This window comes from Pseudomonas sp. IT-P294, from assembly GCF_949767865.1.
Taxonomy (GTDB): domain Bacteria; phylum Pseudomonadota; class Gammaproteobacteria; order Pseudomonadales; family Pseudomonadaceae; genus Aquipseudomonas.
Map to the genome: position 1 here is coordinate 46,255 of NZ_CATKQW010000002.1, position 26,575 is coordinate 72,829.

The 26,575-nt window shown below is 60.6% G+C and carries 22 protein-coding genes and 1 pseudogene; 9 read left to right on the forward strand and 14 right to left on the reverse strand.

Annotation, left to right across the window (positions count from 1 at the left end):
- Positions 1 to 8 precede the first annotated feature (8 nt).
- Complete coding sequence (locus tag ACM6I0_RS01485; protein WP_285431919.1) at positions 9 to 722, forward strand: tetratricopeptide repeat protein; 714 nt, start codon at positions 9 to 11, stop codon at positions 720 to 722.
- A gap of 13 nt (positions 723 to 735) precedes the next feature.
- A complete protein-coding gene (locus ACM6I0_RS01490; RefSeq protein ID WP_285431917.1) occupies positions 736 to 1,005 on the forward strand; it encodes a DUF3613 domain-containing protein in 270 nt (89 codons plus the stop codon).
- A 102-nt stretch (positions 1,006 to 1,107) separates the two neighbouring features.
- Here ACM6I0_RS01490 and ACM6I0_RS01495 read toward each other — a convergent pair whose 3' ends face one another.
- The 3 genes from ACM6I0_RS01495 to ACM6I0_RS01505 all read right to left on the reverse strand — a co-directional run bounded on the left by ACM6I0_RS01495 (position 1,108) and on the right by ACM6I0_RS01505 (position 4,221).
- Entirely contained in the window at positions 1,108 to 1,479 is a 372-nt protein-coding gene (locus tag ACM6I0_RS01495) for a DUF6124 family protein (RefSeq protein WP_285431916.1), read from the reverse strand.
- A gap of 1,366 nt (positions 1,480 to 2,845) precedes the next feature.
- Complete coding sequence (locus tag ACM6I0_RS01500; protein WP_285431914.1) at positions 2,846 to 3,622, reverse strand: response regulator transcription factor; 777 nt, start codon at positions 3,620 to 3,622, stop codon at positions 2,846 to 2,848.
- A gap of 128 nt (positions 3,623 to 3,750) precedes the next feature.
- Positions 3,751 to 4,221: a prepilin peptidase gene (locus ACM6I0_RS01505; protein ID WP_414921315.1), complete on the reverse strand. Its 471-nt coding sequence runs from the start codon at positions 4,219 to 4,221 to the stop codon at positions 3,751 to 3,753.
- Between the two features lie 75 nt (positions 4,222 to 4,296).
- Here ACM6I0_RS01505 and ACM6I0_RS01510 point away from each other — a divergent pair, with 75 nt between their 5' ends.
- Both ACM6I0_RS01510 and ACM6I0_RS01515 read left to right on the forward strand, forming a co-directional pair.
- Positions 4,297 to 4,737, forward strand: coding sequence for a TadE/TadG family type IV pilus assembly protein (locus tag ACM6I0_RS01510; protein ID WP_285431912.1), 441 nt, complete (start codon positions 4,297 to 4,299; stop codon positions 4,735 to 4,737).
- Positions 4,734 to 7,502, forward strand: a complete 2,769-nt coding sequence (locus ACM6I0_RS01515; protein WP_414921316.1) for an ATP-binding protein — start codon at positions 4,734 to 4,736, stop codon at positions 7,500 to 7,502. Before ACM6I0_RS01510 ends, ACM6I0_RS01515 begins: the two co-directional genes overlap by 4 nt.
- Here ACM6I0_RS01515 and ACM6I0_RS01520 read toward each other — a convergent pair.
- From ACM6I0_RS01520 to ACM6I0_RS01540, 5 genes are all read right to left on the reverse strand, one after another.
- The gene (locus ACM6I0_RS01520) at positions 7,472 to 9,454 is read right to left on the reverse strand and encodes a TadG family pilus assembly protein (protein WP_414921317.1); all 1,983 of its coding nucleotides are present in this window, start codon (positions 9,452 to 9,454) and stop codon (positions 7,472 to 7,474) included. The two genes, ACM6I0_RS01515 and ACM6I0_RS01520, sit on opposite strands and share 31 nt — an antisense overlap.
- A gap of 231 nt (positions 9,455 to 9,685) precedes the next feature.
- Positions 9,686 to 10,243, reverse strand: coding sequence for a DUF4136 domain-containing protein (locus tag ACM6I0_RS01525; RefSeq protein ID WP_414921318.1), 558 nt, complete (start codon positions 10,241 to 10,243; stop codon positions 9,686 to 9,688).
- Between the two features lie 55 nt (positions 10,244 to 10,298).
- Entirely contained in the window at positions 10,299 to 10,907 is a 609-nt protein-coding gene (locus ACM6I0_RS01530) for a DUF4136 domain-containing protein (protein WP_414921319.1), read from the reverse strand.
- Between the two features lie 12 nt (positions 10,908 to 10,919).
- The gene (locus ACM6I0_RS01535) at positions 10,920 to 11,669 is read right to left on the reverse strand and encodes a methyltransferase domain-containing protein (protein ID WP_090176010.1); all 750 of its coding nucleotides are present in this window, start codon (positions 11,667 to 11,669) and stop codon (positions 10,920 to 10,922) included.
- Positions 11,666 to 11,971 (reverse strand): MazG-like family protein, encoded by a 306-nt coding sequence (locus ACM6I0_RS01540; protein ID WP_259155535.1) that lies wholly within the window; start codon positions 11,969 to 11,971, stop codon positions 11,666 to 11,668. The genes ACM6I0_RS01535 and ACM6I0_RS01540 overlap by 4 nt, the downstream gene beginning before the upstream one ends.
- Positions 11,972 to 12,115: 144 nt before the next feature.
- Here ACM6I0_RS01540 and ACM6I0_RS01545 point away from each other — a divergent pair, with 144 nt between their 5' ends.
- Positions 12,116 to 12,409, forward strand: a complete 294-nt coding sequence (locus tag ACM6I0_RS01545; RefSeq protein WP_222589612.1) for a hypothetical protein — start codon at positions 12,116 to 12,118, stop codon at positions 12,407 to 12,409.
- A 157-nt stretch (positions 12,410 to 12,566) separates the two neighbouring features.
- Positions 12,567 to 13,916, forward strand: coding sequence for an MATE family efflux transporter (locus tag ACM6I0_RS01550; protein WP_414921320.1), 1,350 nt, complete (start codon positions 12,567 to 12,569; stop codon positions 13,914 to 13,916).
- A 42-nt stretch (positions 13,917 to 13,958) separates the two neighbouring features.
- On the opposite strand, the gene ACM6I0_RS01555 is transcribed toward ACM6I0_RS01550, so the two are convergent.
- The 6 genes from ACM6I0_RS01555 to ACM6I0_RS01580 all read right to left on the reverse strand — a co-directional run bounded on the left by ACM6I0_RS01555 (position 13,959) and on the right by ACM6I0_RS01580 (position 20,625).
- Positions 13,959 to 14,771: a DUF4123 domain-containing protein gene (locus ACM6I0_RS01555; RefSeq protein ID WP_414921321.1), complete on the reverse strand. Its 813-nt coding sequence runs from the start codon at positions 14,769 to 14,771 to the stop codon at positions 13,959 to 13,961.
- Positions 14,768 to 16,072: a type VI secretion system Vgr family protein gene (locus ACM6I0_RS01560; protein WP_414921322.1), complete on the reverse strand. Its 1,305-nt coding sequence runs from the start codon at positions 16,070 to 16,072 to the stop codon at positions 14,768 to 14,770. Before ACM6I0_RS01560 ends, ACM6I0_RS01555 begins: the two co-directional genes overlap by 4 nt.
- A gap of 232 nt (positions 16,073 to 16,304) precedes the next feature.
- On the reverse strand, positions 16,305 to 18,218 hold the full coding sequence (speA, locus tag ACM6I0_RS01565; RefSeq protein WP_285431898.1) for an arginine decarboxylase: 1,914 nt from the start codon (positions 18,216 to 18,218) through the stop codon (positions 16,305 to 16,307).
- Between the two features lie 218 nt (positions 18,219 to 18,436).
- The gene (locus ACM6I0_RS01570) at positions 18,437 to 18,808 is read right to left on the reverse strand and encodes a translation initiation factor Sui1 (protein WP_090176030.1); all 372 of its coding nucleotides are present in this window, start codon (positions 18,806 to 18,808) and stop codon (positions 18,437 to 18,439) included.
- A gap of 188 nt (positions 18,809 to 18,996) precedes the next feature.
- Positions 18,997 to 19,554, reverse strand: coding sequence for an NUDIX hydrolase (locus tag ACM6I0_RS01575; protein ID WP_259155543.1), 558 nt, complete (start codon positions 19,552 to 19,554; stop codon positions 18,997 to 18,999).
- A gap of 3 nt (positions 19,555 to 19,557) precedes the next feature.
- A complete protein-coding gene (locus ACM6I0_RS01580) occupies positions 19,558 to 20,625 on the reverse strand; it encodes a DUF2333 family protein (RefSeq protein ID WP_285431896.1) in 1,068 nt (355 codons plus the stop codon).
- A 287-nt stretch (positions 20,626 to 20,912) separates the two neighbouring features.
- Here ACM6I0_RS01580 and gcbA point away from each other — a divergent pair, with 287 nt between their 5' ends.
- From gcbA to ACM6I0_RS01595, 3 genes and pseudogenes are all read left to right on the forward strand, one after another.
- Complete coding sequence (gene gcbA, locus ACM6I0_RS01585) at positions 20,913 to 22,583, forward strand: diguanylate cyclase GcbA (RefSeq protein ID WP_285431894.1); 1,671 nt, start codon at positions 20,913 to 20,915, stop codon at positions 22,581 to 22,583.
- 1,492 nt (positions 22,584 to 24,075) lie between these two features.
- Positions 24,076 to 24,582, forward strand: a pseudogene (locus ACM6I0_RS01590) (methyl-accepting chemotaxis protein); the annotation flags it as partial.
- A gap of 195 nt (positions 24,583 to 24,777) precedes the next feature.
- Positions 24,778 to 26,523: a protein-disulfide reductase DsbD gene (locus ACM6I0_RS01595; protein WP_414921323.1), complete on the forward strand. Its 1,746-nt coding sequence runs from the start codon at positions 24,778 to 24,780 to the stop codon at positions 26,521 to 26,523.
- The last annotated feature ends 52 nt before the right edge of the window (positions 26,524 to 26,575 follow it).

Sequence of the window (26,575 nt, forward strand, 5' to 3'; positions counted from 1 at the left end):
GGATGATGATGAAAGCAATGATTGCCGGTTTGAGCCTGCTGTTACTGGGCGGTTGCGCAACGAATAGTCAGGCACCCTGGAGCGCACTGACCCACACCGCCAGTTGCGGAAAATTGGGCGCTGATGAACAACTGTCGATGAACCTCGCCGACGACATGGCCAAGGACGGAAAACTGCACGCCAGCCTGGCCAATCTGCAACGTCTGCCCGACAACCTGGCCGACGTGCGCCTGCGCAAGGCCAAGGTTTACCGCCTGCTGGGCCGCAGTGAAGCCGAGCCGTTGTACCGCAGCCTGGTCGGCACCTGCCTGGCCGCCGAAGCCGAACAAGGTCTGGGCCAACTCGCCGCCGCCAAGGGCGATAACGCTCAGGCCCAAACCCACTTGCAACGCGCCGCCCAGTTGGCGCCCACCGATGAAAAAATCCGCAACGACCTCGGCGTGGTCTACCTCAATCAACGGCGCATCGAAGATGCACGCTTCGAGTTCCTGACGGCCATGGAACTCAAACAGAGCGATCAACTGGCGGCGTTGAATCTGGTGACGCTGTTGATCTACCAGGACGACTGGAGCCGCGCCGCCGAACTGGTCAGTCGCCTCGGCCTGAGCCCCGCCCAAGTCACCGAAGCCCAAGAGCGCGCGCAAAAACTCAAGGCCCCGGACAAGACAGGCCCGATCGCCACGAACCAAGTCGCCGCCGTGACGGTTGCGCCCCTTCAATAGAGAGAACATTGCGATGAAACCGATCTTCGTTTACCTCGCCCTGTTGACCTTGCCCCTCACCACCCACGCCCTCGACGGCCCCTCCTCGGCGCAACAACAGGAAACCGAAGGCTGGCTGCAACTGCAAAGCAGCAACAAGGCCGCCTCGCAGAAACCACAAACCTCAACCGCGACCGAACGCGAGCTGAGCATGCAGCGGTGGCTGAAAAGCTATGAGCATGAGATCCCGAAATTTTTTGACCAGAATGAAGGAGGTACGGTGTCCAGCGGGTCTGGGGGATAACCTTCGGAGGTGATTCGCCTGATCCATCGCCTTCGCGGGCAAGGCCGCTCCCACAGGTATTGCGCGGCCCTGCTCGCGAAGAACGAAAACGTCGCCTGACAGTTACACCGTGGCTAGCGGGACATCCACATTATCCAGCGCGCGATTCACCGCCAACTCGGCCAGCATGATGATCTGCTGGATCGCCAGCGCCGTATGCCGCTGCGGCCCCTCCAGATTCGTCGCAAAATCACTCGCCAGAACACTCGCCGACGCCAGGGATTCGCAAGCGTGAGCCAATAGGCTTTCGTTATCGATATCGGCGGCGACAACGAACATCGTGCTGGGCTTACGGATGACAGGCGCTTTCAGCACAGACGGATTGAGGTAGTGATCGAGCGCGCGGTCGGCGGCTTCGTTGAGTTTTTTCGGATCGAGGGGATCGTAGGGGGAAACGTCGTCGGCTTGCGGGGGATTGGGGGTTGCTTTGAACATGGTGACACCTCAGAAGTTAACTGGAGCCACGTCCAAATTGCCGCGATGCAAAATGGGGTGGCGACTGTACGCGGGTTCGCGGACCGATTCTGAGGCAACTCGGCATACCCGAAGGTATCCCGCGCACAGACGCCATGACACGAAATGACAGACACCGGAAAGTGCTGTAAATCGGGCGAGTGATTATGCCTCAGTTGAATGGACCGCGAAGTCCGACCGCTGATTAGCAGCGATGCGGAAACGATAGAGACCAGGGTCAAAGCACACAAGCCGGCGGATTCTGGCGCAGCCGTAGGCAACGGCGCAAGAATCTGTAGGTCTCAGGAAGGAATGCTAAACACCATTAAACAACGCCATCGAATCAGCACACAGTCGCTATGGGGGCGAGCCTGCTCTGGACGGCGTTCCGTCGATGGAGGTCTGTCATCCAACGTTGATGGTGAATGACAGACCGCCATCGCTGGCAGGCCAGCTCCCACAGTTGAATTGTGTACATCTGCATGAGATTGGTTGGCCGGCAGGTCGCCATCGTCGGAACGCCGCCCGGAGCAAGCCCACTCCTACACGGTATGAGTGTACAACTTGAAGAAAATGGTCGGCTGTCTCCACTTGCCGCTTCTCGCACGGCGAAGAGGTGGCAGCTATGTGCGAGGTGAGAAGACCGGTATGGACACCCGGCAGGACCGAAGTCCGCCCGCACACAGCCGCCATAATGCATTGACCGGCAGCGATTATGCGTGAACAGACAATGGCGACAGCGAGAGGTTAGATACACGGCTTCCTACCCGGCAACCTTAAAAATGCGTGGGAAAGGGCTGTGTTTCTTACACATCGCTCAGCACAAAAATGGAACGCGGAGCGTCCCTGGCTGCATTCCCACGCGGAGCGTAGGGAACGATCATGGGGTAGCAGGAAGAGATTGGTCGGCTGGCAGGCCGCCATCGCTGCGATGCGGCGACCCGACAGGCCAGCTCCCACAATGGACCGATGTCTACCGCCCGCTCTTCACCACTCAACAGGCCGAGCGGTAGCTCGCCTGCAGCTCTTGATCTTGATCTGGCTTTTGATCTGCCCGCCCCTTCGGCAGGCTTCGCTCCGGCATTCATCTGGGGGGTAGGCGCGTAGCGCCGTGCGGCGAAGCCGTACACATCGAGAGGAGGTCGTCGCGAAGCAGACCGGAGGCGATGCCCCCAGATGAATGCCGGAGCGAAGGAACACCGAGCCTAAGCGAGGGGCCGAACGCCGGGGCAAGCCTTTTTGGGTACTTTTTTGGCGTTTGAAAAAAGTGCCTCGCCGTAAGGGCGAAACCGCCAGCCGCCGTTACCGCAGCAACGGATATACCCCCCATCAAAAACCAACAAAAACCTCAGTAAGCAGTAACCCGCCGAAGCCCCCCAGCCCCACCAGGCGAAAGCGCCAACGCCAACTGCGTCCGATTATGCATATGCGTCAACCGCAAAACCTGCGACACATACAACTTCACCGTGTTCTCCGTAATCCCCAACTCACAAGCAATCTGATAATTGGTCTGCCCCTTACCCACCAACTGCGCCACCTCCAACTGCCGTGGCGACAACTGATGGAAAGCCGCCGGAAGCCGCACCCGATCCCCGACATCGCCATCAGAAAAATCCGACGGCTGCGGACCCCGGCGAACCCTATCCAGATCCTGATACAGATCATCGATAGACTCCGACAGATACTGCAGCTTCTGATTCAAATGCCCCAGCTGCACACTCTTCTGCCGCTCCTGCAACGCCACCTCCTGACGCTGAACACCTTCGAGCAACTCATCCAGATCAATCGGCTTCTGATAATAATCAGACACGCCAGCGCGCAACGCCTTGATCACATCCTGCTTGTCCGCACGCCCCGTGAGCATGATCGCTTCGAACGCACGATGCTTACCCGCCAACACCTGCAACGCCTGAACCAACTCAAGCCCGTTCTTGTCAGGCATATGCAAATCAAAGAGCACCAGACCAATCTCCAGATCATCCTGAAACTGCTCGATGGCTTGCCTGCCGGACTCGCAAGGAACACAACGATAGCCATTCTCTTGAAGAAACTCACAGAGCTCTTCGACAATCAGCGGTTGATCGTCCACCACGAGGATTTTTACAGCCGATGTAAACTTGTTCACGAGCAACTCCTTGCGGGGTCAGGTCAAGGCTGACCGTTCCTGTACTTGCATCAACAGGCTGTACAACAACTGATTTGAAAGTAGACGCACTTTCCAACTCTGTACATAGACGTACCGGCGCCTGGCGACTAGTGAATCCAGGCGAGCGCGAACAAAAATCCGACCAGCACAAACGGAGCAAACGGCGGCTTTTTTGACGATTCCGGCCCTAGATATCGAAGAATATCCCTAACCCTTTGACTCATATGAAGCCAGACTTTTGGCGCGAGCAGCAGCCAAAGGACGCTGGCCAATCCGGCACCGATGAACACGCCCAGCAGCACCCTACCGTCTGTCGCCAAACCCAAGGCTGTCATTAATTTCACATCGCCGGCCCCCAGGCGTCGCAACGCATAGCCGGGCAAGGTGAAGGCCAGCGCCAGCAAAAAAGCCCAGCCACCCTGCGTCGCCTCGGCGCCCAGCCAAGTGGTGTCAGTCCAAAGCAGATAGGCGAGCGCCAGTAAGCCACCCCCCAGGGTCAGGCCATTGGCGATGTGTTTTTCTCGAGCATCCTGGGCGGCGCATAACGCCAGCCAGGTCAGTAGGACAAGGCTCTGCATTCGGTAAAAAACATCCGTTATGGCTGAATGATTCTATGCTGATATTACGCAGTGACAGTCAGGGTAGACGCGCGCATGAAAACAGGCCTCCCCCGCAAGCAAAAAGGCGCCGTGGCAATTGAATTTGCCTTGGTGTTCGTGATCTTTTTCGCCGTGTTTTATGGAATCGTGAGTTACAGCCTGCCGCTGTTACTGATGCAATCGTTCAATCAGTCGACCGCCGAAGCGGTGCGTCGCAGCGTGGCGCTCGACCCGAGCACACCTGGCTACGCCACCGCCGTGCGAACCGTTGCTACCACGGAGTTGAGTCGGCAGCTGGCGTGGATTCCCGCCGCGCTGAACTTCAATGTCGCCACCGATGCCAGTGCCACTTATGTGGGCGGAGTCTTGAAGGTCACCATCAACTACCCCACCAGCAAATTGAACCGGGTGATCCCGTTTCTGGTGCTGCCGGGAATCGGTCCGGTGCCCAACCTGCCGGCCAACCTCACCGCCAGTTCGAGCCTGCAATTTTGAGTTCCGGGGACAAACTCTTCGGGCGTCTGCTTAACCGCCAACCGCCGCTGCCACTGGCGCCGCCAGACACCCCGAACGTGCCAACTGTCGGCCTGCAATTGCACCTGGACGCCGAAGGTCGGGTGCTGCACCTGACCGGTCCGCTGCGCCATGCCCTGGCTCAGCAAATACCCGCCGCGCAGGCATCGCCCTTGCTCGATTACCTCATGCCCCACAGCAGCCTCGCCGTCGAAGGCACACCGTCGGACTGGCAAGGACAAATGCTGGACCTGGACTTTTACAGCCTCAGCGGACACCCGCTGCACTTGCGTGGCTGGGTCCAGCCATTGGCGAGCGGCTGGCTATTGCAGCTGCTGGACATCGGCGACTTGTTGCTTGAGCGTCGACAATCACGCAGTCGCGAACACAATCATTTGCGCGCGGCCAAAATCAGCGAACAGCTACGCCTGTGCAGCCTGACGCGACTGGCTGACGTATTGGCGGATCAACTCCAAAGTCTGGCTCAGCGCTTTCATATTCCCTGCATCGCGGTGGCATTGCTCGATGAGCAGGGACAGGGCTGGCAAATTCATCAGCATTACGTCGCCTGCGACGCCCCTCAGCTCTGGAAAAACAACCAACGACTGGGCACTGGGCTCGACAGTTTGAGCGGCACCGCGGTGCATCACCTGACGTTCGGCGAGCACCCTCGCCTGCACGATATCTTCGGCCATGCCGAAGGGCTCGCGGTGCCGTATTACGATGCGCACGGCGTGGTCGCCTGGTTGCTGTGTGGTTGTTATGCGGCGCAGCGCGGCGCCCCCGACCTGAACGACAGCGACTGGTTGCTACTCACCGCCGCCCTCGCCAGCCCCTTGCTGGAACGGTTGCGCGAGCATCGGCATCACCTGCAACTGGAACGTCTGGACTCGTTGCAAGCGTTACTCGGCACCGGATGGCTCGAGGTTTTCAGCACCAGCGCCGAAGTGCAATTGGCGCCATCGCTCGCCGACACGCTGAGCTTGCCCGCGACCCGGGTGCCGCTGAGTGAATGGCTTGATCGCGTGCACCCTGCCGACCGCGAGGAACTGCGCAGTCGTCTGCAAGACTGGCAGGACGATGTCGCTCCGTTGCTTCTGTGTGTGCGCTTGCATTGCCCTGACGGGACTCAAGCACCGCGTTGGTATCGCTTGCAAGGCCAGGCACTGGGTGCCGGAATCAACCGCCGACTGGTCGGCTTCATGCTCGACATCAGCGACATCAAGATCCAAGAGCAGAACGCTTCGACGGCCCATGCCCGACTGGACAATCTGATCGCCAGTTCGCCGGCGGTGATCTATGTGCAGCGTTACGTCGAAGGTGCGCTGCTACCGACATTCTTCAGCGCCAGCCTGCAACCCTTGCTCGGCCTGGAGCTGGCCGATTGCAATGCCGGCGCACTGACGGAACGGGTTCATCCCGAGGACCGCGACCGCTATTTTGAACGCACGCGACTGTTGTTGCGCGAAGGCTCGGTGCGCAGTCGCTATCGACTGCGCGACGGCAGCGGCAATTACCACTGGCTGCTCGACGAAGCCAAACTGCTGCGCAACGACCTGGGCCTGCCGGTGGAAGCCGTTGGCTTGTGGCTGGATGTCACTGAAGCGACCCTCGCCACCGAGCAGGTCAAACAGAGCGAAGAGCGCTACCGAATACTGGTGGAGGATTCCCCGGCGATGATCTGTCGGTATCGCCCGGACCTGAGCCTGATCTTTGGTAACCGGCCACTGGCGAGGTATCTGGAATGTCAGCCTGAGCAACTGCCGGGGGTGGATCTGGGCAGCTGGATGTCAGACGAACAACGCGCAGCGTTCCTCCAGCGGCTCAGCCGACTGAGCCCGGACGCACCGGTCAGCACCGAGGAAATCAATCTGCAATTACCGGGACGGGAACATGCGTGGTGGGTCTGGTCGGATCGCGGGGTGTTCGATGAGCAGGGGCGCCTGCTCGAGATCCAGGCCGTGGGCCGCGACAACACCGAAGTCCGGCGCGCCCAGCAACAACTCACGCAAAGCGCGAAAATGGCCACCCTCGGCGAAATGGCCACCGGGCTGGCCCATGAAATCAATCAGCCGCTGAACGTGATGCGCATGGCCATCGTCAATGTGCTCAAGCGCCTGAACAGCGGTGAGGTGCAGCTTGATTATCTGACTGACAAGCTCAACCGCATCGACGCGCAGGTCCAGCGTGCCGCGCGGGTGGTGGATCACATGCGGGTGTTCGGCCGCCGCTCGGAGATCGAGCAGCAACCCTTCAATCCGGCCGAGGCGATCCAGGGCACGCTGTCATTGCTGGCCGAAGGCATGCGTGGCAAAGGCGTCGAGCTGCGGATCAGTCAGACCGATTTTGAGGTGCAGGTGCGCGGCTATATCGATCAACTGGAACAGGTGCTGATCAACCTGATGGTCAATGCCCGGGACGCATTGCTGAGCAAACGCGAGTCCGATCGTGAATTCAAACCGTGGATTTCGCTGTACGCCGAAACGGATAAGCAATCGGTGCGATTGTGGGTCGAAGACAACGGCGGCGGTATCGATCCACGGTTGCTGGACAAGATTTTCGAACCGTTCTTCACCACCAAACCGGCGGGCATCGGCACCGGGCTGGGGCTGTCGGTGAGCTATGGCATCGTCGAAAATATGGGCGGCCGCTTGAGCGTGAGAAATACGGTCGAGGGCGCCCGGTTCTGCATTGAGCTGCCAATCGCCAACGGCGATCAGATCACCAGTGACGCACGCCCGGATTGACAACTGAGGTTGGCGCCGACATCGACCTTGTTCAGGTCGATGCCCAGACTGACCAGCAGCGTATTGATCAAGGTATCGAGCAACGGGCTGAGCACTCCGTTGATAGTGTCGACCAGGACGCTGGTGACGGCGCTGAGAATCGTCCCCAGACCACTCACCAGACTGCCCGTCGGGCCATACATGTTGACCTTGATATTGGTCAGCGTGTCGGACAGGCTGCTGACGATATTGCTGGTGGAAAAGGAATAGTAAAACGGTGGCTGGTTGATCTCCGGCAGGCTGGTTGCCGGTGGCGCGGAATAGACGTGCGGGATATTGGCGTTCTGCGCCACGGTGGTGTCGACCATGATATCGATCCCGCCGCCGACGCCGGGAATCCGTGGGTCGCAACTGACGGGAAAGATCAGGAAGCGGCGACAGGTTTTCACCCCGATATCGATCACCTTCAGCGGCTGCACCACCACGGCTGGCGGCGCGGTGTTGCTGCCGAACGTCGTGTTCGGGTCAATCTTGCCGACTTTCAGATTCACCAAGGACGTGCTGGTATTAGTGGTCAATGTTTTGCTGGTCGGACTAAGGCAGCTGTAGGCGGTGACGTAACTGTTGGCGCTTGCCACGTCCACTGCGACGTCGAGGCCCACGACATTGGAAAGCGGCACGATCGACGGGGTCTGACAGTCAGCCCCCAGCGCGCAGGTCAGTGAATCGATGACACCGACCAGATCAAGATGCAGCAAGGCCTTCAAGGTATTGGTCAGGGGGCCGGCCAGATCGGCCGCGGCTTCGAGCAACGGTTGGATGGCGCTCAGAATGGGCAGGTTGATCGACAGCAGCGTGCGCACCTGAGCCGTTTTCACATAGATCCGATTGGGCCCCAAAGGCGCGAGTGCGGCGTGTTTCGGATTGCCGATGGCGGAGAGTTGGGGCGGCTCCAGGACTTGTACCCGAGCGGTGATTTGCGCCAGCCCCGAAAGGCTGATCGGCAGGGTCGCCACCAGGCCGTTTTTCTTGTTGGCCAATTGCACAACGGCCTCGATCAGGTCGAACACTTTCAGGTTGGTCGCCAGTGCTGTCACGTTGCTGCCGGTTTCAATGTGCAGCATGTTGCCCAGTACAACGGTGGTCGCGCCGGCCGCGACTTTCAGCGCTTGAAGGCTGCCGATGGTGGCCGTCGCGCCGAGTGTGCCGCTGGGGTCCAGCACGTTGACGGCGGTCTGGATCAACTGGCTGACGGCAATCGTATTGCCCAGCACCTGGTCATACCCGGCGGCACTGAGGTTGAGGTCGACTTTCAGCCGGTCGAGGTAGCCGAGCAGGCTGATGTTGGTGTTCACCAGTCCGTTCCAGCCGACGGCATTGATGTTCAGGTTACCGCCGAGCAACCCACCGAATAACGCATTGAGCATGACCGACTTGCTGGTATCGACACTCAGCGCTGTACTGCGAATGGTCAGCGAAGCCAGGGGTGGCGGTAAGGCGGCGACCGCCGTGGCTGACAGGTTGATCGTCGCCCCGCGTGGCGCGCCACCGAACAGTGCGCCGATGCCGCCGGCGAAACTCTGCGGGACCACATGGCTCGCGATCACCCGAATGGCTTCGCTTTTACTTGGGTCGCCGGCAAAGATTCGAAGATTATTGGCGTCCAGGGTCAAGACACCGCAAGCCACCTGCAGGTTGCGGTTGGGGCCGGGAAAGCTGAAGCCATTGCGGTTGGCGCTGGCGTTGGCATACACCGTGGCCGTGGCCCCCGCGGCGCAATCACCGCCTCGGGTCGAGGCTTCAAGTGCGGCCATGTCCGCCACGCGCTGCAGGTCGCGCTTTTCCAGGTACAACCGACCGCTGTCGACCACCACCAACACAAACACCAGGGCCATGCCCAGCGTCAGCGCCGCCATCATGCCGATAGCCCCGCGCTGTCGGGTCGGGCCGTAGAACTGCTGTCGGGAAGACATCGCGCACTCCTTTGCCGGTGCACAACCGAGGGCTACCTCCTTGGGTCAAAAGCAGTGTAGACAAGGCGCGGCAAGACTGCTGGCAAGACGCCACTTCACACGCAAAAACTAATGTGGGAGCGAGCCTGCTCGCGATAGCGGTGAGTCAGTCGACATTAATGTCGAGTGGACCGACGCCATCGCGAGCAGGCTCGCTCCCACAGGGGGGGCATGGTGTTTGGGGTTCGGTGGTTAGCGTGGTGGATAGTTAGCGAGGATGCGTCCAACGGTTTCACGTATCGCATTGCTGCGATCAGAGGGGTTGGTTGTGCGGCTGAGCATTTGCTCATCGCTGCCGCGCCACACCAGTTTTCCGTCCTGGCCATCGAGCAGATCGATCTGGATGGTCGCCACCTTGTAACTGATGTTACGGGTTTCGTTGTACATCGGTGCGCCCCAGTAGCCATTCCAGGGATTACCCCAACCGCCGCCATAGTTGGTGCTCACCTGCTGCTGGCGTTCCTCGATGATCAGGTAAGTCTGGACGTCAAGATTACCCTTGCTGCCGGTAGCCGCAGGACGCAAGCCGCGCTGATCCAGTTGGTCGGCAACCGATTCGCGAATGCGCTGTTCGGTCAGGTCGCTCTTGATCCGTGGGTCATCTGGGCGATATTGCAAAGCGGGCTCTTTCCAGCTCCAGCTGCGATAGGCAGCGAAGTCGCGGCTGGCATCGAAGTCACTGTTGACCTGGTTGGCGGCGCAGGCGCTGAGTAACGCGGCCACCGCCAGTAAAGCAAAACGGCGGATCATGATGGTTCTCCGGGTTGAAGACATGAACCTGTGAAACGCTTCCAAACAACAGAAGCTAACTAGGAGGATACGCCGACATCGCCTTTTCTACAGCCTCCCGGATCGCGTCGGCATGCTCGCTTTGACTGCCCCGATTGCCGGTTTCAGCGCTTGAACTCCACACCGGTTGACCGGTGCTCGCGTCGAACAAATCCACCCGCACGACCACGACCTGTTCCTGATAAGTGCGCACGATCGGCACCGTGTTGTACAGGCCATAACCGCTGCCGTAATGGTTGTAACCGCCGCCGTAATAGCCATAGTCGTCCTGCACTTGGCGCAAGCGCGTCTCCAGATGCAGGTCGGCACTGACAAACAGGTCGGCCGGGCGGCTGTTATCGTGCAACGGCCGCAAGCCACGCTGATCGAGGGCGTTGCTGACCGCTTCAGCAACCTGGGCTGAGTCCGCCCAAACGCTGCCCGGCGGCAGTTGCCCGTTGAGCCAGGCCCAGCTGCGGTAACGCCCGTAGTCACGCGGCGCTGCCGGGTAGGCGCTACGGTCGAAGGTGTTGGCGGCTTGAGGCGGTGCCGGTGGCAACGGGTTGGACGTCGCCACGTAAGGGTTGCTGCCCTGACACGCCGACAACCCGAGACAGATCACCAGTAACCCTGCACGACTTTTCATTTCGAGCTCCGATCAGACCGGCCGACAGATCCAGTGCAAATAGCGTCCAAGCCCGGCAAAGCTTGGGTGACGTCGATGAGCCAGCTCCATTTCGAGCAGGTCCACCAGTTCGGCGCGGGCCTGGAATTCCACTGGCATGTAGTCGTGAAAAACCCGCACTCCGCTCTGAGTTTCGACCCGCCACAGCCCCTCAAGTTGCTCCGCCAATTCGCGCGGATCAAGGGGCTGCTGCGGGGTCAGGCTTTGCTTCTCGCCGGCCATGTCGTTCTTGCGCATTTTGCGAAAGTGACCCTTGAGCAGGTTGCGGTAGATCAATGCATCGCGGTTGTAGAAGGCCAATGACAGCCAACCGTCCGGCTTCGTCAATTGATGCAGCACCGGCAGGATCGCGTGCGGTTCGGCGAGCCATTCCAAAACGGCGTGGCACAGTACCAGGTCATAAGGTTCGGTGAGCTGACCGAGCAATTCCTGCCACGGCGCCTGAATGAACGTAGCACTCTGCCCGGCCTCGGCGAAGCGCTGGCGGGCGCCTTCGAGCATCGGTTCGGCGGGTTCGGCCAGCGTGACATCATGCCCGCGCTGGGCCAGCCACAGCGACATGTGCCCCAGACCGGCGCCGATATCCAGGACGCGCAACGGCCGCTCCGGCAAGGTTTCCGCCAGGTCGGCCTGAAGCACGGCCAGGCGGATCGCCCCTTTGGCGCCCCCATAGATCTTTTCCGCGAAGCGGGTCGCCAACTGGTCGAAATGACGGTCGCTCATGAGCCGAACCTCCTTTCACTGTCCGCGAGTTTGCTACGCACCACTTCATCCATGTCCAGCCCCAATTCACTGCACAGCAGCAGCAAGTAGAGCACGATGTCGCCGACTTCCTGCCCGGCATGGGCGAGTTTGTCGGCCGGCAACTGGCGCGACTGGTCTTCGGTCAGCCATTGGAAGATTTCCACCAGCTCGGACATTTCCACGCTCGCGGCCATGGCCAGGTTTTTCGGGCTGTGAAATTGCCGCCAGTCATTGCGGTCACGGATGGCGTGCAGGCGTTCGGTCAGTTCAACAAGGTTCATCGGGCTCTCCTGAAGGCGTATAGCTTCGGGGGGATGCTGCATGAAGGCAAGCGGCACGCACCGTAAAACCACTATGCTTGCAGGGAACTCGCCATCGCGATCAATGGCCCAAGCCTCAACCCCTTACATCAGGACGTTCACGACATGCAGGTAGAAAGCTTTTTCGAATGGCTCGGTCAGGCACTCGGTTCGGTCATCCGCTTTATCGTTGATGGCCTCAGTGGCTTGTTCAACCTGCTGAGCCATGCCGGCAGCAATTTTGTCGAAGGCTTGTCCCGTGCCTTGGGCATGGAAACGTCGATTATCACTATCATCGCGTTGATTCTGGGGTTGATGCTGTTGTGGTCAGCTATTCGGGCGTTCATGAACGCGTCGATCATCATGGGGATCATCTGGTTGCTGCTGGGGCTCTGGTTGCTGAGCTGGATCATCCACTAGCCACTGATCGTTCCCACGCTCTGCGTGGGAATGCAGCCCGAGACGCTCCGCGTCCCAAACGTCGTGACGCAGAGCGTCACAGGAGTCATTCCCACGCAGAGCATGGGAACGATCATCACAAACTGTCGCTACAATGCTGGCTCCCCAAGGAGCCTGCATGTCCAACCTGATTGCCGACTGGCGCGACCGCCCTACCCATCGCCGGGTCTGGGCGCTCGCTGCGCCCATGATTCTGTCGAACATTTCCGTACCGCTGGTGGCACTGGTCGACAGCACGGTCATCGGCCACCTGCCCCACGCCCATCAGTTGGGGGCCGTCGCGGTCGGTGCCAGCCTGTACACCTTTCTCGCCTGGGCCATGGGTTTTCTGCGCATGGGCTCCACCGGTTTTGCCGCCCAGGCGGCCGGTCGAGGGGATGGCGCAGCGTTGCGACAGATCCTGTTGCAGGGCTTGTTGCTGGCGATGGGCCTGTCGATTCTCCTCGGGGCACTGGGTGTGCCATTGAGCGGCGTCGCGCTGCACTTCATGCAACCCTCGGCGGAACTGGATCAACTGACCCGCGAATTCTTCCACACCCGATTGTTCGGCCTGCCGGCGGCGCTGGCCAGTTATGCGCTGGTCGGCTGGTTTCTCGGCACCCAGAACGCCCGGGCACCGCTGGCGATTTTGCTGAGCACCAACCTGGTGAACATCGCGCTGAACCTGTGGTTCGTTCTCGGACTGGAATGGGGCGTGGTCGGTGCGGCCAGGGCCTCGGTCATTGCCGAATGGACTGGCGCCTTGATCGGCCTGTACATGACGCGCCACGCTCTGCGCGCTTATCCCGGCCATATCGCCTGGGCTGCGCTGGCGCTGTGGAAGAGTTGGCGTCCGCTGCTGGCGGTCAATCGCGACATCTTCATCCGTAGCCTGGCGCTGCAATCGGTGTTTTTCCTGATCACCGTGCAAGGCGCGCGGCTGGGTGATGCCACGGTCGCCGCCAACGCGCTGCTGCTCAACGGTTTGCTGCTGACCGCCCACGCGCTCGATGGTTTGGCCCATGCCGTGGAAGCGCTGTGCGGACATGCCATCGGTGCGCGTGATCGAGAGGCGTTGCGCCGCTCATTGGTGGTCGCTTGTGGTTGGTCATTGCTGGCGAGCCTGGGGTTTGCGGTGCTGTTCGCGCTGGCCGGGCATCTGTTCATCGAGATGCAGACCGATATCCAGAGCGTGCGCGACACCGCGTTCGTCTACCTGCCCTACCTCGCCGTGCTGCCGTTGATTGCCGTCTGGAGTTACCTGCTCGATGGCCTGTTCATCGGCGCCACTCGCGCCCGGGAAATGCGCAACGGCATGCTGCTGACGGTGCTCTTGTTGCTGCCCTTTGCCTGGGCGCTCCACCGTTTTGGCAATCATGGGCTGTGGATAACGTTTTTGCTGTTCATGTTGCTGCGCAGCCTGACCCTCGGCGCGTTTGCCTGGTACCTGCGCCGGAACGACGGCTGGTTCGCCGGCAACGTTCACTGAATCGGGCCGGCCTGCCAAACCTCCAGCGCCAGGCCCCAAGCCTCATGGGGCTGACTGCCCGGAGGAATCGTCCTGCCACAGGTTACGCAGGGTATCGAGCCGTTCCTGCTGAGTGCTTCCCGGCAACGGCTGCACAGGCAACGCGTCGGGATACTGCAAGCGCAGCCATAGCCAGCCATCCAGTACCGCACGCTCACTGAAACCCAGCGCCAGCCCTTCCTGCACATGCGACCAGAGGCGGTTGTAGTCAGTCCCGGTGGATCGGCTCCAATGCCAGGCATGTTGTTCCAGCATGCAGGTTTGCAAGGTGTCCTGCTGGCGCGGCGTCAGGGTTTCTTCGATAGCCAGCGCACTGACGGCAAGCCCTGGATTGAACAGTTGCTGCCAGCCCTGACTGCCGATTGCGCGGTCCGCCCATGTTCCGCCAAACCAGCGCAACTGGCTGATCGGGCCGAGCCAGCGACTCAGTTCCTGGGCATCGCAGGCATCGAAAAAGTAACTGGCGGTGTGCGGGTTGTAAAAGCTCAACAAGGCACGATGATGCAGGCCGAAAGAAACCGTCAGCATGCGTCGCAAATGGTCGAGCAACTGCGACGGCGACGCCTCGCTGGTCAGCAACAATCCGCTCCAGACGTGAGGCTCACGGTGGCACAGCCCGGCGAGCAGCGGGCATTGTTCAAGATCGACCAACACCGGGCCGTACTCGCGCAACGGCTGGAACTCGGTGCCATCGAACAGCAGGAACTGTCGAGCCTGCGCAAACTGCTGGCGCAGCGCCGCACCGGCCCGTGGTTCGCCCGGGACATCAAGCAATAACCATTGCGCCGTCAAGTCAGCTACCTGGACGGTGATCATGCCGCACCGCTCTGGCCAGACTGCGTCGCCAGTCGGCAGGTGCAAAAAGGCTGGGTGCAATGAATAAAACTGCCGCCTGCGGGCAACAGACACAGAAGCGCCAGCGGCTCGCTGGATTGCAACTGTCCCAGCAAACCGCTGAACGCCAGGCTCTCATTGGGCGCCGCAGCGGGTGGCACGCTGGATGCTTTGATCGGTACAGGTCCAGGAAGGAATCCAGTGATCAACGGCTGGTCCGGATCGCCCTCGATAAAACTCACGAGCACCTGCACCCCTTCGCGCAATGGCAGGTCCTCTGCGTCTGCCAACTCCGGCGCCATCGGCAACCAGCAATGACTCGGCGCCGCGCCTTCCCCCTGGTAAACCCAGTCAAACTGCACGGCAACCGGCCTGGACGAGTCCGGTTGCGGCTCATCGATCTCAACCACCCACGCCCGCTGCTGACTGTGCATCCGCGGCTTGCCGAGTGTATGAGTCGCCAGGATAGAACGCTCCCCCGCCACCGCATGAATCCGGTTTCGATACCCCGATTCCGAAGCCTGATGCTCGACGCGGGTCAGCAGCCAGCGACGATTGCATTCAATGATCGGATGGCCGGACAGCGACATCCACTGACCGCTGCGCAGTGTTGGCCGGTGGGTATGGCCCTCCAGCCGATGATCGCGCCCCTGCAGCGTGAACGGGAGCACACCCGGTCGTTCGCCTTCGCCATTGAAGACGACGGCTTCACCGCCAACAAACTGGCCCGGATCATCACCGAAAACCAGGCAGTGCCCCCCTGCGCGATGCGCGAACCAGTAATGAAGCCCCTCCTGGGCGCAAAGACGCTGGAGAAACTGCAGGTCCGATTCCCGGTACTGCGTGCAGAAATCTTGCGGCGTGTAGTCGCCCCTCAAATCGAAACGGCAACCGTTGCCGGTAATGCCATGCTCCCTGAGCACCTGACGAAGAATGTCCGGCACTGAGCGATCGCAGAAGATTCGTTGGCTGACGCGCAGTCCCAGACAGGCCAGTTTCGGTCCCATGCGCACGCGGCAAAGCCTCGAACCGACGCCTTGACCAGGCTGGACGAGCTCAAGCAAATGGCCGTGGATTCCGTTTCCTTGAGGACCGAAATGTAAAAAAGCCGGGCGGTACAGCAGGCCTGCCAGGTCCAGTGTCGGATCATCGATCAGCAGATCCACCTCGAACACGAAAGGTTCGCTGATCGCTTCACTACCGGTAAAGGCCAAGACCTCAACGGGGTCGGACAGACCCTCTACATCGAGACGACAGGACGGCTCGTTGACTGGATCGAACATCGGCGATTCTCTACAGGAGGGGCGGCCGGGGATTCTCTCCGAGAGAGTTGACCGAGTAGAGAGCCGAAGTACAAATTAGGAAATGGCCTACGCGAAAAGAAGACCACATCGCTTGGATAACCAATGATGTAAGTCATTTCGGTAGAAAACAGGGAAGCGTCCCACCGGGTCATCTGAAATTTCCGTAGCGCACGGAACATTTTCAGACAATCCGATGAGAGCGAGCCTTACCTCAGGAAGACAGGTAAGACGAACGGGTCAGCCCCAGACGCAAAGCGTCGAGGAACTGGGTACGCTCGGCGGCGGTGATGCGGGCACTGGCGCACTTGTCGCGGTAGTGGGTCATCAGCTCTTCCGGCGACAAGTGCACGTAACGCAGCATGTCTTCGATGGTGTCGTGGGTTTCGATACCGGCGTGGTACACGCTGCCGTCAGCGTTCTGGTAGATGTTCACCGAATCGGTGTCACCGAACAGGTTGTGCATGTCACCAAGGATTTCCTGGTAAGCGCCGACCAGGAAGATACCCAGCAGGTAATCTTCGCCTTCGTTCAAACCGTGAACCGGCAGGCTGGTCTCGATGCTCTGCTCGTCGACGTATTGCTTGATCTTGCCGTCGGAGTCGCAGGTCAAGTCTTGCAGCACGGCACGGCGCAGCGGCTCTTCGTCGAGACGGTGCAGCGGCAGGATCGGCAAGACCTGGCCGATGGCCCAGGTGTCCGGCAGGCTCTGGAACACCGAGAAGTTGCAGATGTACTTGTCGGCCAGCTTGTCGTTGAGTTCATCGAGCACCTGACGGTGTGAACGCTGACGCGCCTTCAACGAGTTGTGCAGGCGACGGCACACGGCAAAGTAGCATTGCTCGGCCAGGGCTTTTTCAGCCAGGGTCAGCTTGCCATCGGCGTACTGGGTCGCGATGTCGCTCATGTAGTGCGTGGCGCGCCAGTAGGTTTCGGTGACCATTTCGATGTCGGTCGGACCCAGCAGGTCAACCAGCCATTGCACGGTTTCCGGCAGCTCTTCCTTGTTGTCGATCTGCGGCACGTCATCGTTGTGCTTCTCGACGTCGGTCACTTGCACCACCAGCATCGCGTGGTGAGCGGTCAGCGAGCGGCCGCTTTCAGAGAAGATGTTCGGGTGCGGCAGGCTCTGCGCGTCGCAGAACTCCTTGAGCATCCCGACCACGACACCGGCGTAATCGTCCATGTCGTAGTTGATCGAACTGGCGTTACGCGAATGCGTGCCGTCGTAGTCCACGCCCAAGCCGCCACCCACATCGATGTGGTCCACCGGCAGGCCGAGGTTGCGCAGTTCGCCGTAGTAACGAATCGCTTCCTTGAAACCGTGCTGGTAGTCCGCCAGGTTGGCGATCTGCGAGCCCATGTGGAAGTGCAGCAGGCGAATGCCCTGATCCAGGCCAGCGGCGCGGAAACGCTCAACCACCGACAGCAGCTGCGCCGCCGACAGACCGAATTTGGATTTCTCGCCGCCGGTGTCCGCCCATTTGGACGAGGCCAGGGAAGACAGACGTACGCGCAGGCCGACCTGAGGCTTGACCTTCAGCGAAGCCGCTTCTTCGATCACCAGGCCGACTTCGGATTCTTTCTCGATCACGATGAACACGTTGTGGCCCAGCTTCTGGCCCATCAGCGCCAGACGGATGAACTCGCGGTCCTTGTAACCGTTGCAGACGATGGTGCCGCCCTTCGGCGCCAGGGCCAGCACGGCCAACAGCTCAGGCTTGGAGCCGGCTTCCAGGCCGATGGACACGTTCTGGGTGGCGATGATGTTTTCGATCACCGCTTCTTGCTGGTTCACCTTGATCGGGTACAGCGCGGTGTACTTGCTCTGGTATTCCAGACGCTCGATGTTGGCATCGAACGCGCCGGTCAGCTGACGAACGCGGTCTTGCAGGATGTCGGGGAAGCGCACCAGCAACGGCAAGGACAGGCCGCTTTTGCGCAGCTGGTCGACTTGTTCGAAGAGGTCGATAGGCGAACTGGTCGGACCGTTCGGACGAACTTCGACGCGACCGGCGTCATTGATCGCGAAATACCCGGCCCCCCAATGGCGAATCCCGTAAACACTGCGGCTGTCCGCAACTGTCCATTGGCTGCCATCGTCTTTGCGTGTGCGTCGTACGGACATTGAAGTCCCCTATAAAGAAGTCATAGAGCGTCGCCTGGGATCAGGCCGGCGCATTCTAAAGAATGAAAATGACGGTTCGTCAACGAGGGGATAGACCTCGCTGACCGCAGTGAGTTTAGAAACCGGTCAGAACAGGCTCTGTGAAAACCATGTAGGCGACGCCAGTCCTGAATCGGATCAGGGCTGGATCAAGCCGAGGGTGGTTTTCACAGAGGCTGCTAGCCGCCGGACTTCTTCGCCTTGAAACCAAGCTTGATCAGTTCGGCCAAGAGTAGCTCGACATGATCGCCCTGGATTTCAATGATCCCGTCTTTCAACGCCCCGCCGGTCCCGCAACGTTTCTTCAACGTGGTCGCCAGGTCCTTGAGCGCGTCTTCGGCCAACGGCACGCCGGTGATGGTGGTCACCGTCTTGCCGCCACGGCCCTTGCTTTCGCGACGCACGCGAGCAATGCCGTCGCCAGCCGGGATAACGGTCTGTTTGCAGATACAGGCGTCCACCGGTTTACTGCAATCCGGGCAATGACGACCTGCGTCGGTGGAAAATACCAGGCCACCAAGGGCGGCGAAGGATGCGGCTTTTTTGGCCACCGGCAATCCTCTTGGGAGGACAAAGACTGGCCGCAGCACTTGGGCAAGGCTATCGACCGCGAAGCCCCACTCAGGCAGGGGCAGCGCTACTGAACCGGAAGCCCTGTAAAGGAGTGCCGGTTCAGCTTGAAAAGGTCGCGCAGTGTAACGGCAAAAAGCCGACTTGCTAAGAGCCAATCGGCGCCAATTTATAGCTCTTTTGCGACGTCTTTCCCTTGAGCCCGCAGATAGCGCATCAACGCGGCCAGGGAGTCCGGGCAATAGGGCTTTTGCTGGATTTCCAGCATGACCTGATCAATGGGGATGAAGCGCGCTTCAAGCACCTCTTCCGGCTGCAGGATCAACGGGCCGTCCCACACCGCCGAAAACGCCGAACACCACAGGCGATTGCCGGTGTCTTCAAAGAAGAAGTGATCATGGGCGCTCAATTCCACGCCGCTCACGCCCAGTTCTTCTTCAAGTTCACGCGCTGCCGACTCGGCGTAGGTTTCACTGGCGAGCACCATGCCCCCCGCCGCCACGTCCCAGTACCCCGGATAAATGGCTTTGCTCAGGGTTCGGCGATGCACACAGAGTTCACCGGCCGAATTGAACAGCATGATGTAGGTGCCGCGCCCGATCAGCCCGCGCTCGCGCAAATCGGAACGGACCAGGGCGCCGAGCAGGTTGTCGTGCTCGTCGACCCAGGCGATCTGTTCGGCATCCGAGGCCGCGCGGTGGGCGGCCTCTTTGGCGTTATCGACCATGACTCAGCCCTGATTGAGCAATTGACGCAAATCGATCACGGCAGCGTTGGCCCGGGAAATGTAATTGGCCATGACCAGCGAGTGGTTGGCCAGCACCCCGAAACCGCTGCCGTTAAGGATCATCGGGCTCCAGACCGGCTCTTGCGAAGCCTCCAGCTCACGAATGATCTGGCGCACGCTGACCGTGGCGTTCTTCTTGGCCAGTACATCGGCGAAGTCGACTTCGATGGCGCGCAGCAAGTGCGACAGCGCCCAGGCCTGACCGCGCGCTTCGTAGAACACGTTGTCGATCTGCATCCACGGGGTCTCGACGATTTCTTCATCGACCTGCGGCACCTGGCCCGGGGCCAGGACTTCGGTTTTCAGCGCGGTGTTGAGCTTGACCCGACCGACGCTGGCCGACAGACGTTGCGACAGCGAACCCAAACGGGTGCCGACATCGCCCAGCCAGTTGTTCAGGTTGTCGGCGCGGGCATAGAACAGCGCGCTTTTCTGGTTCGGATCGGACAGGCGTGCCTGATAACGGCTCAGGGAATTGATGCCTTCCTGGTATTCGGACTCACTGGAAGGCAGCACCCAGCTCTTGTTGTCGAAGTTGAAACGCGGCTCGGCCTTGGCCAGGTCGGCGTCTTCGGTGGACTGCGACTGGGAACGGGCGAAGTCTTTACGCATTGCACGGCTCAGGTCGCGGACCTGGACCAGCACGCCATATTCCCAGCTCGGGGTGTTGTCCATCCACAGGCCTGGCGGGAAACGGTCGTTGGAAATATAGCCGCCCGGTTTATTCAGCAATGTGCCGGCGACGGTCTTGAGGGTTTCCACCGTGGTGTACCCGATGACCATCTGCTTGCCTTCTTTCTCGGCAGCCGCCTGGGCATTTTGTTGAACCGGAAACAGCGCAGGCTCCTCGCTCCAATACCAACCCAGCCCAATCGTCACGAGCAGGTAAAGGCCGATCAGCGTGGCCAGCGCCCGGCTGAACAACAGGCCGCCGACGTAACTGCGGGTGGCCGATTTCGGTTCAGCGGCACGTTCAGGCGCGCTGCCCGCGCGGTTCTTCCAGTCCAGCATGGCGATATCCTTTCAATCACTTGAGTTCATCGGTTCGACCACAACCCTACGCCATCGTGCCTCGTTTGCCGCGCATTAATCCTGCGCGAAACGGCGAGCCACCCAACGAGGCGATCCAGGCGCCACTATAAATGAAGCACAGCGCTGAGCCTATGCGACCAGTCGGTCAGAAACTGAATGATGTCGCTTTGCAGATTATTGACACACAACACTCATGGGATTCAAAAGAGGTGCTAGCATAGAGCCACCAGTCGATCTCAGCATGCACCCTAACTAGTAGTCAGGATATGACCGAGCCAGAAGACCCCAGCCGTGAGCGCCTCAAGCACCACTTTGCCCAGCGGGTAATTCATCAGGCACGTCAGATTCTTGAGATATGGCAGCGCCTGCAACGCAGCGAGTGGTCCACTACCGATTTGTCCGAACTGAGCGAGGCCAACCTGCGCCTGCTGCGGTTCGCCGAGCGTTTCGAACAACCGGAACACTCTCAACTGGCGCGCCACATCGGCCAGTCGCTGGAGGCGGTCGACGCCAATCGCGGACGCCTTAGCAGCGGGCTGATCACCGACCTCAATCGCTTGATGCAACGCCTGTCACGCACCGGCCTGCGTCACGGCGATCAGCTTGAACAAACTTTCCTGCCGCCGCTGCGCAAGCCGATCTACGTGATGTTGCAGGATCACGATCGTGCCGAGCGTCTGGCCAAGCAACTTGAATTTTTCGGACTCAGCGCGCAGTCCCTGGACAGCGTGTCGGCGTTTCGCTCCTCGATGGTCGAGCGCTTGCCCGCGGCGATCGTCATGGACGTTGACTTCAGCGGCGCCGGCATCGGCCTGACGCTGGCCGCCGAAGCCCAGGTCGGCCTGGACGAACCTTTGCCCCTGCTGTTCTTCAGCCTGCACGAAACCGACACCCCGACCCGCCTGGCCGCCGTGCGCGCCGGCGGCCAGGAATTCCTAACCGGCACCCTCGAAGCCTCGAGCCTGCTGGAGAAGATAGAAGTCCTGACCTGCGTCGCCCAGTACGAACCCTATAAAGTGCTGATCATCGACGACTCCCGCGCCCAGGCGTTGCACACCGAACGCCTGCTCAACAGCGCCGGCATCGTCACGCGCACGTTGATCGACCCGATCCAGGCGATGGCCGAGCTGGCGGACTTTCAGCCGGACCTGATCATCCTCGACATGTACATGCCGACCTGCACAGGAACCGAACTGGCCAAGGTGATCCGTCACAACGACCGCTACGTCAGCGTGCCGATCATTTACCTGTCGGCCGAAGATGATCTGGACAAGCAGCTCGACGCCATGAGCGAAGGTGGCGACGACTTCCTGACCAAGCCGATCAAACCACGACACCTGATCACCACCGTGCGCAACCGCGCGGCCCGGGCGCGCAATTTGAAGGCGCGAATGGTCCGCGACAGCCTGACCGGTTTGTATAACCACACGCACATCCTGCAATTGCTCGAAGACTGCAGCTTCCGCGCCCGTCGCGAAAACAAGCCGCTGAGTTTTGCGATGCTCGACATCGACCACTTCAAACGCGTTAACGACAGCCATGGCCACCCCATGGGCGACCGGGTAATCAAGAGCCTGGCGCTGTTCTTGAAGCAGCGCTTGCGCAAGACCGATTTCATCGGCCGTTACGGCGGTGAAGAATTCGCCATCGTCATGCCGGACACCGATCTCGAATCGGCGCACCGGGTGCTCGATGAAATCCGTCAACGCTTTGCCGAGATTCACTACCCGGCCCAACCCCAGGATTTGTGGTGCACGTTCAGCGCCGGGGTGGTTGAGCTCTGTGAATACTCCGACAGCTTGATGATGGCCAGCCAGGCCGACGAGGCGCTGTACCGCGCCAAGGACGGTGGACGCAACCGCGTGCAGGCCGCGCGGACGTCAAAGCAAAGTGCCACTTTTTCATCGGAATGGACCCATTCAGTCATAACCCTGTAACAGAAACGCAATAACTTCAGGCGCTTACCATTCTGCCGTTGGTAGACCCGCGATGCGCCTGAAGCTGCTGACCAATCTCAATACCCTCCTTTTAGTCGCCGTGTGCGTGGCCCTTGGCGCGACGCTCTGGTGGTCGCAAAAAGCCCTGGAACGTCCCTATCTGCTGATGGAACGTTATCTGGGCCTGTCCCAGCAATTCCAGAATGAAGTGGCGCGCAATATCGAGGATTACCTCTCCAGCGGTGATGCCCTGCGCTTGAGCAGCGCCAGCCAGGCCATCGACGACCTGCAAAAGGAACTCGTTGATTTGCCGCCAGCACTGGCCGAAACCCTGCGCCCGAGCCTGTCGACCCTGGAAGAATTCAGCAAAACCGACCTGCTGGCCGCCGGCAAACTGGCGGGCGATCCGCAGGCGTTGCTGTTGCAAGCCGAACGGGAACTTGGCGCCAGCCTCGAACAACTCGGCCAGTACGCCAGCGGTAACGCGGCTTATATGGCGCCCTTGCTCGCCGCCTCTCAGCATGTGAGCAAACTGTCTCTGGCCCGAGACAAACTGGTCAGCAGCGGCCGCAGCGAGTTGGCCGCCGATGTCGAGCGCGAAGTCGCCAGCATCCGCACGCAGGCCGAGCTGCTTGGTGCGTTGCCGTTACTCGGTGTCGCCAGCAGCAACGAATCCGGCAGTGATGATTTCACGGCGATGATGGGCCTGGAGAACACTGAAAAAACCGTGGCCGAAGACGCAGGCGTTGGCCTGAAACGGGAACTCAATAGCCTGCTGACGCGCTACCCCGCCGAACTCTCGCGCACGCGCGACCAGATTCAGAAACGCGCCGACCTCAGCACCGCGACGCACCTGAAGATTGCCGCCGTGCAACAGGCCATTGCCGGGCTGGAACCGGTGGTCCGCGCTCAACACGGACAGATCCAGGGTGAAGTGCGGTTGATGCAGGGCGTGATGATCGGCCTGATTTTGCTGATCGCCCTGCTGATCGACACCTTGCAACGCAAACTGGCCAGGACACTGACCAACCTGGCGCCGGCGCTCTCGACCTGGGCCGAAGGCGACTTCAGCCAAGACATTCAACTGGGCAAGACCAACCGCGAACTGCATGACATTGAAGCGTCGCTCAATCGCCTGCGCGCCTATCTGGTGGACTTGGTGGGGACCATTCGCCTGAACGCCGAACAGGTCGCCGGCAGCAGCCGCACTCTGGCCGAGCTGAGTAATGACCTGCACAGCGGCGCCGAGCATCAAGCGGGCGACACGGCGCTAATCCGCGATTCCCTCGGTGAACTGGAAGCGACGATTCAACAGGTCGCCGGCGACGCCAGCCAAGCAGCCGACGCCAGCCGTCATGCCGGACTGGCGGTCGAGCATGGACAAAAAGTCATCGGCCTGAGCCTCACCGGGCTGCATGCGCTGGTAGGCGAAGTGCAGGGCAACGCACAGATGATTGAACACCTGGCCGAAGAGTCAGCGACCATCGGCGGCGTACTCACAGTGATTCGCTCGATTGCCGACCAGACCAACCTGCTGGCCCTGAACGCCGCCATCGAAGCGGCCCGCGCCGGGGAAATGGGCCGCGGATTTGCGGTAGTTGCAGAAGAGGTTCGCTCACTGGCACAACGCACCGCGGGCGCCACGGCCGAGATCCAGACCTTGATCGCTGGCCTGCAAACCGCCGCACGGCAATCGGTAGAGGGCATGCGCGCTCAGGTCGAACACGCCGAAGCCACGGCCAATCAGGCCCAGGCGGCCGACGGCGCACTGGATAAAATCGTCGGCGCGATCCAGACCATTTCCGACACCGCCGTGCGCATCGCCGATGTCACCGCCCAGCAGAGCGGCGCCGTGAGTGAGATACGCGATCACAGTGAGCGGATTCACCAATTGGGTGGGGATAACTTGCTGCGCATCGGCGAGGGGCGCGTGCAAGGGGAGAATTTGTTGGTGTTGGGTGGACGACTTCACACCGCCGTCCAGGCCTTCCGCGTCTAAAGGATCGCCGCATGATCGTTCCCACGCTCTGCGTGGAAATGCAGCCCGGGACGCTCCGCGTCCCAAAAAGCGGACGCAGAGCGTCCATTGAGGCATTCCCACGCAGAGCGTGGGAACGATCAAGGTAAAGCTCCCAGCCTGCACGCCCTGCGACTGTCCGCTATCATGCCCTCACTTTCGATACGCGAGATTGTCATGCGCCGTTTGCTCTGCCTGCTGCTTTTAATGATCGCCCTGCCGGCCACCGCCGCCGGGTTGCTGGAGAGTCGGCCCAGTACCACCTTGGGCTCGATCAACAACAGTGCCGACTTCCTGCCGGTGCGCGAGGCGTTTCAGCTGAGCCTGGTAGACAGCACACCGCAATCGATCAAGCTGCGTTTCGTCGCGACAGAGGGCTACTACCTCTACCACCATCGTTTTCAATTTCGCGCCGACCCTGCCGATGTCGGCCTCGGCGCGGCGCAACTGCCCAAGGGCGAACAGAAACACGATGAGTACTTCGGCGATGTCGAGGTCTACCACGGAATTCTCGACGTAGAGCTGCCGCGCACCGACCAACGAGCCTTCACGCTGGCGGTGACTTATCAGGGCTGCGCCGATAAAGGCCTGTGCTATCCACCCGAAACCGAGCGCCTCAGCATTGATGGCATCGGCGCCCCGACGGTCGCGCACATCTGGAACTGGCGCGAACTCGCATTGTTCTTTCTCGCAGGCTTGGGGCTGACCTTCACCCCGTGCGTGCTGCCCATGCTGCCGATCCTTTCCGGCGTCGTGCTTCGCGGTCAGGTCGGTGGCTTGCGCGGTTTCAACCTGTCTCTGGCTTACGTGTTGCCAATGGCGGCCTGCTTCGCCTTGCTGGGTGCGTTGATGGGAATGTTCGGCGCGCAACTCAACCTTCAGGCGCGCCTGCAATCGGCCTGGGTGCTGGTACCGTTCGCGATGTTTTTTGCCGTGTTTGCCCTGGCGATGTTCGGTGTGTTCGAACTCAAGTTGCCACACGCCATCAGCAGCCGGCTGGATCGTATCGCCGGTCGCACCGAAGGCGGCTCGCTGTGGGGCGCGGCGGTGTTGGGCGTGGTGTCGAGCCTGCTGGTCTCGCCTTGCGTGTCGGCGCCGCTGGCCGGCGCGCTGCTGTATATCAGCGCCAGCGGAGATGCTCTCGGCGGCGGCTTGAAACTGTTCATGCTTGGCCTTGGCATGGGCGCGCCCCTGTTGCTCGTGGCCACCGGAGGCGCGGCCTGGCTGCCCAAAAGCGGGCCGTGGCTGATCCAAGTGAAAAATGCGATCGGCGTGTTGCTGCTGGGCCTGGCGATCGGGCTGCTCAGTCGCGTATTGCCGGGACAGATCACCTTGTTGCTGATCGGTTTGCTGGCCGGGGGCGTCGGGTTGTTCATGGGCGCGCTGGAGTTCGTCTACAAACCGCCGCGAAAACGCCTCGGACAGTTACTGGGGATGTTCCTGCTGTTTTACGCGCTGGCCTGTTGGTACGGGGCGTTCAGCGGCCAGACGGACCCGTTCAATCCGATTGGCCAGCCGCACGTCATTGCCGGCATCCCGCAACCGCAAGGCACCGGAGTCTGGCAAACCGTCACGACCCCGGCCGAGCTTGATCGTGTTCTCGCCGACGCCCGATCCACAGCCACCCCGCTGCTGCTGGACTGGTACGCCGACTGGTGCATCAGCTGCAAAGTCATCGAACACGAAGTGCTCAACGACGCCAATGTCGTCGAACGCCTCAAGGGCTATCGACTGATCCGCTTCGACATCACCGCCAGCAACGCCGAGCAACGTACCCTGCTCGATCGCTACAAATTGTTCGGTCCTCCGGCGCTGATGTTTTTCGGCAAGGACGGTGTCGAACGCACCGATGTGCGGGTGATTGGCGAGATCGGCGCAAAGGACTTCGCCGAACGCGTTGCCAAAGCAAATGACCGGATTTAATCACTCGGTCACATATTTCGCGCAAACATCGGCCATCGTGCTGGCTATTGCA

Excerpts from the sequence above, each read along its gene's own strand:
- ACM6I0_RS01555 (WP_414921321.1), bottom strand. The coding sequence starts at position 14,771 with ATGATCACCGTCCAGGTAGCTGACTTGACGGCGCAATGGTTATTGCTT.
- ACM6I0_RS01560 (WP_414921322.1), bottom strand. The coding sequence starts at position 16,072 with ATGTTCGATCCAGTCAACGAGCCGTCCTGTCGTCTCGATGTAGAGGGT.
- ACM6I0_RS01595 (WP_414921323.1), top strand. The coding sequence starts at position 24,778 with ATGCGCCGTTTGCTCTGCCTGCTGCTTTTAATGATCGCCCTGCCGGCC.
- ACM6I0_RS01540 (WP_259155535.1), bottom strand. The coding sequence starts at position 11,971 with ATGAACCTTGTTGAACTGACCGAACGCCTGCACGCCATCCGTGACCGC.
- ACM6I0_RS01510 (WP_285431912.1), top strand. The coding sequence starts at position 4,297 with ATGAAAACAGGCCTCCCCCGCAAGCAAAAAGGCGCCGTGGCAATTGAA.
- speA (WP_285431898.1), bottom strand. The coding sequence starts at position 18,218 with ATGTCCGTACGACGCACACGCAAAGACGATGGCAGCCAATGGACAGTT.
- ACM6I0_RS01530 (WP_414921319.1), bottom strand. The coding sequence starts at position 10,907 with ATGAAAAGTCGTGCAGGGTTACTGGTGATCTGTCTCGGGTTGTCGGCG.
- ACM6I0_RS01525 (WP_414921318.1), bottom strand. The coding sequence starts at position 10,243 with ATGATCCGCCGTTTTGCTTTACTGGCGGTGGCCGCGTTACTCAGCGCC.
- ACM6I0_RS01545 (WP_222589612.1), top strand. The coding sequence starts at position 12,116 with ATGCAGGTAGAAAGCTTTTTCGAATGGCTCGGTCAGGCACTCGGTTCG.
- ACM6I0_RS01490 (WP_285431917.1), top strand. The coding sequence starts at position 736 with ATGAAACCGATCTTCGTTTACCTCGCCCTGTTGACCTTGCCCCTCACC.
- ACM6I0_RS01495 (WP_285431916.1), bottom strand. The coding sequence starts at position 1,479 with ATGTTCAAAGCAACCCCCAATCCCCCGCAAGCCGACGACGTTTCCCCC.
- ACM6I0_RS01535 (WP_090176010.1), bottom strand. The coding sequence starts at position 11,669 with ATGAGCGACCGTCATTTCGACCAGTTGGCGACCCGCTTCGCGGAAAAG.
- ACM6I0_RS01580 (WP_285431896.1), bottom strand. The coding sequence starts at position 20,625 with ATGCTGGACTGGAAGAACCGCGCGGGCAGCGCGCCTGAACGTGCCGCT.
- ACM6I0_RS01485 (WP_285431919.1), top strand. The coding sequence starts at position 9 with ATGAAAGCAATGATTGCCGGTTTGAGCCTGCTGTTACTGGGCGGTTGC.
- ACM6I0_RS01520 (WP_414921317.1), bottom strand. The coding sequence starts at position 9,454 with ATGTCTTCCCGACAGCAGTTCTACGGCCCGACCCGACAGCGCGGGGCT.
- ACM6I0_RS01505 (WP_414921315.1), bottom strand. The coding sequence starts at position 4,221 with ATGCAGAGCCTTGTCCTACTGACCTGGCTGGCGTTATGCGCCGCCCAG.
- gcbA (WP_285431894.1), top strand. The coding sequence starts at position 20,913 with ATGACCGAGCCAGAAGACCCCAGCCGTGAGCGCCTCAAGCACCACTTT.
- ACM6I0_RS01575 (WP_259155543.1), bottom strand. The coding sequence starts at position 19,554 with ATGGTCGATAACGCCAAAGAGGCCGCCCACCGCGCGGCCTCGGATGCC.
- ACM6I0_RS01550 (WP_414921320.1), top strand. The coding sequence starts at position 12,567 with ATGTCCAACCTGATTGCCGACTGGCGCGACCGCCCTACCCATCGCCGG.